This window comes from Ruegeria sp. CDSA079 (genome assembly GCF_059612245.1).
In genome coordinates this window covers 1-10,085 of record NZ_JBXWQF010000041.1, presented here as the reverse complement: position 1 = coordinate 10,085, position 10,085 = coordinate 1, and the positions used below count along the sequence as shown (strand labels likewise).

Below are 10,085 nucleotides of genomic sequence, written 5' to 3'. Positions count from 1 at the left end.
CCCTCCCTTTAGGAAGAATTGAATCAGCAACTTACCAACCGATCAAGCCCGAGTTTTTCAACAAAATAAGCCCAAAGGTGACCTCTATACACGTCGCAGTAATCGGCAAAATGGGCGGAAAGCGGGCATTCGCTGCAACCGAAAGAGCATCTCACTCGATCATGAAAAGCGGCCTTTCGCAGCCGGAAAGGCAGGACAAATAGTGTAGGGTGGGCATCCCAGCGGGAATGCGGAAAAGTAGGCTTCTACAGTCGCTATAAATGGCCCTTTGCCAACTCGAGTGGCGATATATGACATAAGTTCACGCAATATGGGGCTATTTAGCGGCTGCAAAACGCACCCGCGTTTTTGATCTCATTCAATCAACCATGTATACTGTTTCGCTGGTGTCTATTGCCTGTTGCGCCGCTTGCCCCATCCTGACGGCCCAGAGGCCGTCATTCAAACTCACATCCGGCTTTGCTTTTTCGCCACGAAGCACAGCCAAGAATCCTTCATGCTGGTAGTAGGTCGACCCATTGTGATCCCCAGCCGCCAACAGATTTGGGTCCACTGGAACGTCCATTGATACGGGACCTTTGGGAATGCGCGGACTAATGATTACACGCGGAGGCGGGGGGGCGCCCAAGTGATCCTGCCAAAAGCGTCCGGGTCCTGGAACCAGCGCCTCGATTTTAACATCTGGTCCGACGGCCGAAATTTCTTCCTGATAGCGAGAGCCTTCGGCAAACATGCAAAGTTCCAACATCGCGCGCGCGCCCGAAGCAAAGTCGACAAGAACATAGCCGTGATCCAGAATATCTGGGGTTTGGCCGTCGTAACTCTCGTCCAAATGGTTCACCGCCTGCCCACCACTTGCCGTTATCCGTACCGGGTCGGATTGCAATATCAGGCGCATTAGGTCGAAGAAGTGGCAGCATTTTTCAACAAAAGTACCGCCAGTATTGCGGTTGAAACGGTTCCAGTGGCCGACCTTTTCCAGGAATGGAAATCGATGCTCGCGGATCGATAACATTTTTATACCACCTGTCGCCTGAGTCTTCTCGATCAGAGCAGCAATAGGGGGCATGTACCGGTATTCCATCGCGACCCAAACCGGGCAGGGGTAGTCGCGCTGCAACTGCTCGAGTCGGGTCACGTCTTGCGGGTCGGTGAACAATGGCTTTTCTACCAAAAGCGGTAGTGGACGTGTTTCAGCGATTTCGCAAATCTGGTCTACATGAAAATGGTTTGGGCTAACAATGACGACGCAGTCCAGTTCTTCAACCGCCAGAAGCTCTTGCACGGAACCAACCATGGCTGCAGTTGGCGCAAGTGCCTTGGCGACTTTTGTCATCTCTGGATCGGGCTCAAAGATCGCTGACACATTAGTACATTCCAGCAATCCGATATTGTGCAGGTGCTCTTGCCCCATCATTCCGCATCCAATCAGCCCGTAATTGATGGTCCGGGTCATGTGCGATTCCTTTTACTTCAAACGTTGTACGTAGTTGGCCCGATCTGGGTCGAACCATGTTTTTGAGAATTCAACGGCTTCGGCGTTTTCCGACCAGCTGAACCGCTCAATGTAACCCACCGCTTGGCCCGCTGGTTTGGTAAATTCAGGAGGGGTCCAGTCCGGTAGCGGCCGGACCGATACTCTGTCTTCGGCTCTTGCGATCCAAAATCCCAATTGCCGCTGATAATAGCGATAGAGTGAGTCGGACAGTAGGCTCTGGTCGACCAGACCAGCTGATTCGTCTAGCCAGATTTCTTCGACAGCGATAATTGTATCATTCAGGTAGCGCATCCGCCGCACGCGCGAACCGGCATCAGAATCACCGAATTTAGGCAGATCGATTGGCTTTTTCAGATGGTCAACTGACAGGATTTCCGCACGTGGCAGGCCACCCCCTTCAGGTAGTTCCAGCCGGAACATTGCATAGACGCTATTTTGTGTGCCGGTCTCGCGGATGTAGTTTCCTGAGCCTTGGATACGCTCCAACATCCCCTTTTTTTCTAGCTCAGAGAGCGATTTTCGTAGCGTTCCAACCGAGACATTCAACTCCGCGGCCATCTCGCGCTCGGGTGGCAAGCGCTCTCCTTCAATAAGGCGACCAGCCGAGATGTCACGGATCAGAAGTTCCGCGATCTGAGTAAATACCGGCAGGGCATTTGGGTTTCGGTTGGACACAGGCACAGTAGACGCTTCACTCGGCCGCAGGAAAAATTGATACACTATTGATCTACATCAAAGCGATTGCTACGCAAGAGGAAAGTCAAAGATGTACGGAGCGTAAATCAAATGAGCATCGTCCCCATCACATCCCCCGATCTGGATGCGGCCGAAGTTTCGTGGTTTGCCGCGCTGTGTTCCGATGATTACCAGTTCCTTGGCGTTCCCGATGGCGACCTGCGGTCGAGTTGGGAGCATTGTTCGAACATTGTGAAGGAGGTCGAAGCGCAGGGTTTTCGCAACATCCTCTGCCCGTCCTCCTATCAGGTCGGTCAAGACACGCTGAGCTTTGTCGCCGGCTGCGCTCCGATCACCGACCGGATCAACCTGCTGGCCGCCGTACGCTGTGGTGAGATGCAACCGATCATGCTGGCCCGCACCATCGCAACGCTGGATCACATGCTGAAGGGGCGGTTGACGGTTAACATCATCTCATCCGACTTTCCCGGTGAGAAAGCCGACAGCGCGTTCCGCTACCAACGCTCGCGCGAAGTGGTGGAGATTCTGAAACAGGCCTGGACCAAGGATGAGATCAATCATGCAGGCGAAGTCTATAACTTCTCGGGCCTGACCACTGACCCAGTCAAGCCATACCAGGCTGGAGGGCCGCTACTCTATTTCGGCGGCTATTCTCCCTCCGCTTTGGATCTGTGTGGTGAGCATTGCGATGTCTATCTGATGTGGCCTGAAACCAAGGACCAACTGGCTGAACGGATGAAGGCTGTTCACGCCGTCGCGGAAAACTACGACCGCACGCTGGATTACGGCCTGCGTGTCCATATGATCGTTCGCGATACCGAGGCTGAGGCGCAGGAATACGCGGACTACATCGTCTCGAAGCTGGACGACGAATACGGTCGCGCCATCCGCGAACGGGCGCTGGATTCGACTTCGCTGGGTGTGGCGCATCAGGCCAGGAACCGCGACCTGGCGGATGAGTACGGCTATGTCGAACCCGGTCTCTGGACCGGTGTTGGCCGGGCGCGGTCTGGCTGCGGTGCCGCTCTGGTCGGATCCACCGATCAGGTTATGTCGAAGATCGAGGAATACCAGAAGATGGGCATCCGCGCTTTCATCTTCTCGGGCTACCCGCATCTGGACGAAGCCCGTCATTTCGGCGCCCGCGTGTTGCCGAACCTGAAGATCTGTTCCCTTCCCGAAGCTTACGGAAGGGTTCCAAATACGACCCCGGCCACACCGCTGGGCAACGGAGATCGCCGCTGATGCAACGTGTGAAACTATCTGACTCGCTGGAAATGAGCTGCCTTGTGTATGGCATGTGGCGGTTGGGCGATGACAGTGACACGTCCGCGGGCCATGTCGAGGCCAAGATTCAGGCCTGTCTGGATCAGGGCATCACCACCTTCGATCAGGCCGACATCTATGGCGGCTACCAGGCCGAGGCTGTGCTGGGCACGGCCCTGCGCGCCAATCCAAGCCTGCGTCAGAAGATGGAATTTGTCACCAAATGTGACATCGTCGCGCCGGTTGGCCGTTACGCGAATGCGAAAGTAAAATACTACGACACCTCGCGCGCTCACATTCTGAAATCGGTCGACACGTCGCTGTCCGAAATGGCGATTGACCACATCGATCTGCTGCTGATCCACCGCCCAGATCCCATGATGGACCACCATGAAACTGGAGCAGCTCTGGATGAGGTTGTTGCCAGTGGCAAGGTCGGCGCCGTCGGTGTTTCCAACTTCCGCCCGTGGGATTGGTCGTTGCTGCAATCGGCGATGAAAACGCAGTTGGTCACCAACCAGATCGAAATTTCTCTGGGTGAGATCAGCCCCTTCACCAACGGAGACCTGGCGTTTCACCAACAGCATGGCCATCCGTTGATGGCATGGTCGCCGCTAGGTGGAGGCCTGTTGATGGCCGGAAACCCACCGGTTGGGGTTGTCGCTGATGAAATCGCAGCCGAGTTCGGCGTGGATCGCGCCGCCGTCGCCGTGGCGTTCCTGCTGGCCCATCCGGCCAGCATCCTGCCGGTTCTAGGCACCAACAGTCTGGACCGGATCAAACGCGCCTCGGACGCATTGAAAGTCAAACTGGATCGGGAAAGCTGGTTCCGCCTGTACGAGGCGGCACTGGGGCACGAGGTTCCATGATGAACGCAATCTCAAAGGACATGACCCACACCTTCGTTCCGCAAAAGGAGGACACCCGCACCTTGCGCGATGCCTTCGGCCGCTTTGCGACCGGTGTCACCATCGTCACTTGTGATAGCGCGGACGGGCCGGTCTGCATCACCGCGAACAGCTTTTCGTCCCTATCGCTCGACCCACCGCTGATCATGTGGGCCGGAGACCGCAACTCGCGCCGCTTCCCCTATTTCCACAAAGCCCGTCATTTCAGCGTCCACGTGCTGTCCTCGGAACAGGCCGAGCTGTGTTTCGGCTGCTCGAAAGACGCCTTTGCACTGCGGGACATCAACCACGAGCGCTGTGAGAATGGGACACCGGTGTTGGCGGACTGCCTTGCTCGGTTCGAATGCGAACAGCACGCGTATCACGATGCAGGCGATCACGTTATTGTAGTTGGAAAGGTTCTCAAGGCCAGCATGTCGGATGGAGACGCGCTGACCTTTTATGCTGGGAAACTCGGCCAATTCGCGAAAGCCTAAGCGCGATTTGACGACCGTGGGACATACCTGCGGCTGAACAAGGGAGGATCCGCATGAGCGGACTGGCATCGGTGCTTGCGCCGATTGCATTCGTGAACGAAACCGTGCTGCGTCTGGGCCGCGCGGTTGGTATTGTTGCGATTGCGCTCATGGTGATCGCAATTCTGATCCAGGTGTTCTTCCGATACGTTCTGGGCAACGCGCTGCCCTGGCCGGATGAGGCCGCGCGGTTCTGTATGTTGTGGATGACCGGTCTTATGGCGCCCACCGCCTTTCGGCGCGGCGGCTTTGTGGCCATAGACATGCTGGAACGCTTCCTTCCCCGCGTCGTCGGCCAAACGCTGAATCTTTTCCTGCTTTTGATCGCGCTCTCCGTCTTGGTGGTCGCAGTCAACATCGGCTGGTCCGAGGTTACCGGCTTTGGCGGCAAATTCGCCACTGCCGCGCTGTATCTGCCCACCTCTTTCGGGTTCGACGAATGGTATCGCATTCCACGCAGTTGGATGATGGCATCGCTGCTGGTGGGGATCATCCTGCTGATCTCGGTGAATATCGAGCTGATCCTGCGATCCTTCATCACTCTGCTGGGCGGCAGCCACCTGTTGCCCGAAATTCCCGATGCGGCAGTGGGGGCCGAATAAATGCTGATCTGGTTCCTGCCCACCTTCCTGATTTTCCTACTGATCGGCCTGCCGGTCTTTTTTGCCCTTTTGGCCGCGCCCGGTATCTTGCTGTGGCTCAACGGTCAGGCCAATGACATCACGCTGCTCTATCGCAATGTCTATAACGGCATGGACAGCTTCCCGCTGATGGCGATTCCCTTCTTCATGCTGGCCGGAGAGTTGATGAATCGCGGTGGCATCACTATCCGCTTGGTCGAGTTCAGCCAAGCCCTGATGGGCCACCTGCGCGGTGGTCTGGCGCATGTGAACGTGCTGAGCTCGATCCTCTTCGCGGGCCTCTCGGGGTCCGCCGTGGCGGACACCTCGGCGCTTGGGTCGATGCTGATCCCGGCGATGGAGAGACAGGGCTATACCCGCAAATTCGCTGCCGCGATCACAGCAGCCAGTTCAGTCATTGGTCCAATCATCCCGCCCTCAGGCATCATGATCATTTACGCCTATGTGATGGGCGAAAGTGTGGCCGCTCTGTTTTTGGCGGGTATCGTTCCCGGCGTGATGGTCGGCGTTGGTCTGATGCTGATGATCAAACTCATGGCAGACCGTTATGACTTCCCCGTTGCCAGCCGAAAATACACTTGGCCCGAACGGCGTCAAGCCAGCCTGAAAGCCTTTTTCCCATTGATGACCCCGGTGATCATTCTAGGCGGCATTCTGGGCGGCATTTTCACACCAACCGAGGCCGCCGCCGTCGCCGTGGGTTACGCCTTCATCATCGGCTTCTTCGTCTTGCGCACGCTGACTTGGAAAGAAGTGCCAAAAGTTCTCAGCAACGCAGGCATGACCTCCGCCGTCGTCCTGCTGCTGGTCGGCGCGGCGATGGCGTTCAAGACGGTTGTCAGCCTCAGCCATGCGCCGGAACAACTGGCCTCACTGATCCTCAGCCTGTCGGAAAACCCGCTTATCTTGCTGTTCCTGATCAACCTGCTGCTATTCATCGTCGGCATGTTTCTAGATGCAGGCCCCGCGATCATCATCCTTGGCCCGATCCTTGGACCCATCTTCACCAGCCTTGGTGTAGACCCGATCCATTTCGCCATCATCATGAGCGTCAACCTGACCGTCGGCCTCGCCACTCCGCCGATGGGCTTGGTCCTGTTTGTCGCCGCCGCCGTATCCCGCGAACGGGTCGAAACAATCGCCAAGGCGATCCTGCCGTTCCTGGCCGTCGAAATCATAGTGATCTTCCTAATCACCTATATCCCCGCACTATCTATGACTATCCCTAGGATAACGGGATTTGCCAACTAACTGAGTTCCACAGGGAGGAAACGCATGCTCAGAAACTTCATCAAAACCGCAGCGGTGGCCACATCGTTTGTGGCCGTGTCCGCTATGGCCGCCACAGCTGCCGACTACACACTGCGCGCTACTGCCAACTCGAACGAAAATGACGAAGATTATGACGGCCTGATCGTCTTCAAGAACTATGTCGAGGCAGCCTCGAACGGTGCGATTGAGGTCGAACTGTTCATCGGCACCCAACTGTGTTCGAACGGCGCGGAATGCCTGCAAGGCGTGGCCGATGGCACCATCGACATCTACATCTCCACCTCGGGCGGGGCCTCGGGCATCTTTCCTTACGTGCAGGTTCTGGACCTGCCCTACCTGATGGCCGATGACCGCATTGCCGAGCATGTTCTGTCCGGCGACTTCACCCGCACCATGCGCGACATGGCACTGGAAGATTCTGGGGGTGCGATACGTCTTATGACCATTGGCAACACCGGCGGCTGGCGCAACTTCGCCAATACCCAGCGCCGCATTGCCGATCCTGCCGACATGGAAGGTCTGAAAATCCGCACCGTGGTCGCCGACCTGCCGCAGGAACTTGTCAAAGCTCTGGGAGCTTCGCCGACACCGATCCCATGGCCGGAACTGTTCACTAGCTTCCAGACCGGCGTGGTCGAGGGATCCAAGAACGGCATCACCGACATTATGGGCATGAAATTCCCTGACGCGGGTCTGCAATATGTCACGCTGGACGGCCATGCCTATATGGGAGCGCTGTGGTGGATGAACAACGCCAAGTTCCAAGAGATGCCCGAGGAAATGCGCCGCGTCGTTGTCGACGGTTTCTATGCGCTGCAACAGGCCACCTTTGCCTCGCCCAAGCGAAAGTCGATTCAGGCCTATGAGGATTTTGTCGCCGGTGGTGGGGACCTCTATGTCCTGACGCCTGATCAGAAGGCTGCGTTCAAAGAGGCCGCAACCCCGGTTTATGACTGGTTCCAGTCCAACGTCGCCCGCGGGGATGAAATCTTTGGCGCGTTGACCGAAGCGGTTACTGCGGCTGAGGCCGATGTGAACGCCTCACGCGCAGCAGACCTTAACTAAATGCAAGGGCCGGGCTTTGCGGCCCGGCCATCACCGAAACGGGTACATCCACCCTTTGTAGTCGTTGACAAGCACATGCGCCCTTTCGATCTGCTCCGGCGACATTTTCTTAACCACTTCCTCAAGGCTGATCGCCGCGTCGGGGTCGCCGCCAATGGCGCTGAGCGTGTACCACAAGTAGGCTCGCACAAGATCGGGCGCGGGCATGCCCAGACCCAATTCATAATACCAGCCAACGCCCGACTGAGCCCCCGGATGCCCCTTCATCGAGGCGCGCAGATACCATTCAAAGGCCCGTTCGTAATCCTGCTCGACCCCGAGACCCAGCCCGTACATCACGCCAATCAACTCCTCGGCCTCGGCGTTGCCCGAGCGAGCGGCTGGAAGAAGTTCCTCGCGCGCGGCTTCGAACTGACCGGCTTCCATCATATCGCGAGCTTGCTCCAGTTCAGCCAGGGCCGGAGACGCAAATACGCAAAGGGCGAAAACAAGCTGGCGCATGGGATAGTTGCTCTCTTGTGGGTTGGGGCCGCGGCGGCACAGGATTTGCCGCGCCCGCTAACCAATGATGACTTTGTTCCTTTTGATATGGAACAGGCCGCCGTCGGTCATCAACTGTTTTACGACCCGATCCTGTCAGGCAACCGCAACATCACCTGCGCCCATTGTCACCACCCGGATTTCGGCACCTCGGACGGGTTGTCACTGGGTATAGGAGAAGGCGGGCAGGGGTTGGGGCCGGACCGCACACCCGGCACTAGGGCAGACAGAATACGCAAACGCATCCCTCGCAACTCTCCGGGCCTATGGAACCTTGGGGCCAAGGAAATTCATACCGTATTTCACGACGGCCGACTGAGCATTTCCAACGTCTACGGCAATGCCTTCAATTCCCCAGCACAGGAGTGGCTGCCTGAGGGTCTGAATTCCCTGCTGGCGGCCCAGGCTCTGTTTCCCCTGACTTCACAATTTGAGATGGCGGGCAATGTGGCCGAGAATGAGGTTACAGGCGCGGTGCATAATCGTATTGACAAGGGCTGGCCGATTCTGGCGAAACGCGTCCGCACCGATCCACGCTATGGTCCGGCCATCGTCGCCGCCTTTGATGAGGTCGAGACGACCGAAGACATCACTATCACGCAAGTCGCCAACGCTCTGGCCGCATTCATGGCGATCGAGTGGCGTAGTACCGACAGCCAGTTTGACCACTACCTCGCAGGTGACGCAAATGCCCTTTCACCGGCCCAATTGGATGGGGTGAAGCTTTTCTACGGCAAAGCCCGCTGCTCCACCTGCCACACCGGACCGCTCATGTCAGATCAGAAGTTCCATGCCTTGGGATTACCGCCCTTTGGGCCGGGCCGCACCCGTCAGTGGGATCCCGTTGTCCGGGATGTTGGCCGAATGGGTGAAAGCAACCGCCTGGAGGATGCTTATAGGTTTCGCACCCCTATGTTGCGCAACGTTGCCCTGACTGCGCCTTACGGTCACAATGGCGCCTTCCCCGATCTTGAAAGCGTCGTTCGCCATCATTTAGACCCGCAGGCAAGCCTAGAAAAATGGAGTCCCAAAATGGCTGCATTGCCCGAGGTGCCATGGTTGCAAAAAACTGATTTCTTAGTTTGGGAGGACTACTATGAGATGGAGCGGCAACGCAAAAAAAATGACATTGTTCCGATCCAACTCACGGAGTTAGAAATTCAAAACCTGATTGCATTTTTACATTCGTTGACAGGTGTCAGCGCAGGTTCATTGAAGTTTGGGGTACCGAAAGGATTTATTCCTTAGCTATCCCTCAGGAAGATATTGTTGCGGAATGCTATTGTCGTACTTCGCCTATATCTCAATCACGTACACCATTTGCAGCGGGGCAAATCTCGGCAGTTAGCTGTTGTGGGACCAACGCATCGGGTTGGGCGGTTGTGTCCGAATGGGCCTCGGACGCGCGGAATTCCACCTTGCTGAGCGCAGGTTTCAAATGCCGGTTTTGTGTGAGATCATCTACGCTTTGGCTTCGCAGCTGCGGCTAAAGTCCGGTTTGACGGGCCGCATCGCAGCATCGATGGTTATCGCCGGAGGTCGGCTTTGGGCCGTTTTTGAGTCCCACGGCTCTAAATGCAACCGACCGATTTGTCCGCATTGCCGACTTTGTTGAACCCGCGGCGAAGGTCCGCTTTAGACACTGCGAGCACCCCGATTAGCTGAGGCAACAACTACTAACACA

Annotated in this window: 11 protein-coding genes; 8 read left to right on the top strand and 3 right to left on the bottom strand. The window is 56.8% G+C overall.

From position 1 onward, the window contains the following. A partial coding sequence (locus AC2FJZ_RS21980) for a hypothetical protein (protein ID WP_496780331.1) occupies positions 1–203 on the top strand: 203 nt, incomplete at its 5' end. Between the two features lie 155 nt (positions 204–358). Here the strand turns inward: AC2FJZ_RS21980 and AC2FJZ_RS21975 are convergent. Together AC2FJZ_RS21975 and AC2FJZ_RS21970 are read right to left on the bottom strand one after the other, a co-directional pair. Continuing rightward, entirely contained in the window at positions 359–1,456 is a 1,098-nt protein-coding gene (locus AC2FJZ_RS21975; protein ID WP_496780330.1) for a Gfo/Idh/MocA family protein, read from the bottom strand. A 12-nt stretch (positions 1,457–1,468) separates the two neighbouring features. Further along, the gene (locus AC2FJZ_RS21970) at positions 1,469–2,179 is read right to left on the bottom strand and encodes a GntR family transcriptional regulator (protein WP_496667975.1); all 711 of its coding nucleotides are present in this window, start codon (positions 2,177–2,179) and stop codon (positions 1,469–1,471) included. 105 nt (positions 2,180–2,284) lie between these two features. Here AC2FJZ_RS21970 and AC2FJZ_RS21965 point away from each other — a divergent pair, with 105 nt between their 5' ends. The 6 genes from AC2FJZ_RS21965 to AC2FJZ_RS21940 are packed head-to-tail and all read left to right on the top strand — an operon-like array spanning position 2,285 to position 7,861. Beyond that, complete coding sequence (locus AC2FJZ_RS21965) at positions 2,285–3,439, top strand: LLM class flavin-dependent oxidoreductase (protein ID WP_496780328.1); 1,155 nt, start codon at positions 2,285–2,287, stop codon at positions 3,437–3,439. After that, entirely contained in the window at positions 3,439–4,329 is an 891-nt protein-coding gene (locus AC2FJZ_RS21960) for an aldo/keto reductase (protein ID WP_496780326.1), read from the top strand. The genes AC2FJZ_RS21965 and AC2FJZ_RS21960 overlap by 1 nt, the downstream gene beginning before the upstream one ends. Further along, on the top strand, positions 4,329–4,844 hold the full coding sequence (locus AC2FJZ_RS21955) for a flavin reductase family protein (RefSeq protein WP_496667978.1): 516 nt from the start codon (positions 4,329–4,331) through the stop codon (positions 4,842–4,844). Before AC2FJZ_RS21960 ends, AC2FJZ_RS21955 begins: the two co-directional genes overlap by 1 nt. Positions 4,845–4,897: 53 nt before the next feature. After that, the gene (locus tag AC2FJZ_RS21950) at positions 4,898–5,485 is read left to right on the top strand and encodes a TRAP transporter small permease (protein ID WP_496780324.1); all 588 of its coding nucleotides are present in this window, start codon (positions 4,898–4,900) and stop codon (positions 5,483–5,485) included. Next, complete coding sequence (locus tag AC2FJZ_RS21945) at positions 5,486–6,775, top strand: TRAP transporter large permease (protein ID WP_496780322.1); 1,290 nt, start codon at positions 5,486–5,488, stop codon at positions 6,773–6,775. A 24-nt stretch (positions 6,776–6,799) separates the two neighbouring features. After that, positions 6,800–7,861 (top strand): TRAP transporter substrate-binding protein, encoded by a 1,062-nt coding sequence (locus AC2FJZ_RS21940; RefSeq protein WP_496667980.1) that lies wholly within the window; start codon positions 6,800–6,802, stop codon positions 7,859–7,861. Between the two features lie 30 nt (positions 7,862–7,891). On the opposite strand, the gene AC2FJZ_RS21935 is transcribed toward AC2FJZ_RS21940, so the two are convergent. After that, entirely contained in the window at positions 7,892–8,362 is a 471-nt protein-coding gene (locus tag AC2FJZ_RS21935) for a tetratricopeptide repeat protein (protein ID WP_496667981.1), read from the bottom strand. A 15-nt stretch (positions 8,363–8,377) separates the two neighbouring features. Here AC2FJZ_RS21935 and AC2FJZ_RS21930 point away from each other — a divergent pair, with 15 nt between their 5' ends. Beyond that, complete coding sequence (locus AC2FJZ_RS21930) at positions 8,378–9,649, top strand: cytochrome-c peroxidase (RefSeq protein WP_496667982.1); 1,272 nt, start codon at positions 8,378–8,380, stop codon at positions 9,647–9,649. Positions 9,650–10,085 lie beyond the last annotated feature (436 nt).

What these genes read in the sequence shown, in the direction of transcription:
- AC2FJZ_RS21975 (WP_496780330.1), bottom strand. Translation starts at nt 1,456, where the DNA reads ATGACCCGGACCATCAATTACGGGCTGATTGGATGCGGAATGATGGGG.
- AC2FJZ_RS21965 (WP_496780328.1), top strand. Translation starts at nt 2,285, where the DNA reads ATGAGCATCGTCCCCATCACATCCCCCGATCTGGATGCGGCCGAAGTT.
- AC2FJZ_RS21960 (WP_496780326.1), top strand. Translation starts at nt 3,439, where the DNA reads ATGCAACGTGTGAAACTATCTGACTCGCTGGAAATGAGCTGCCTTGTG.
- AC2FJZ_RS21955 (WP_496667978.1), top strand. Translation starts at nt 4,329, where the DNA reads ATGAACGCAATCTCAAAGGACATGACCCACACCTTCGTTCCGCAAAAG.
- AC2FJZ_RS21950 (WP_496780324.1), top strand. Translation starts at nt 4,898, where the DNA reads ATGAGCGGACTGGCATCGGTGCTTGCGCCGATTGCATTCGTGAACGAA.
- AC2FJZ_RS21945 (WP_496780322.1), top strand. Translation starts at nt 5,486, where the DNA reads ATGCTGATCTGGTTCCTGCCCACCTTCCTGATTTTCCTACTGATCGGC.
- AC2FJZ_RS21940 (WP_496667980.1), top strand. Translation starts at nt 6,800, where the DNA reads ATGCTCAGAAACTTCATCAAAACCGCAGCGGTGGCCACATCGTTTGTG.
- AC2FJZ_RS21935 (WP_496667981.1), bottom strand. Translation starts at nt 8,362, where the DNA reads ATGCGCCAGCTTGTTTTCGCCCTTTGCGTATTTGCGTCTCCGGCCCTG.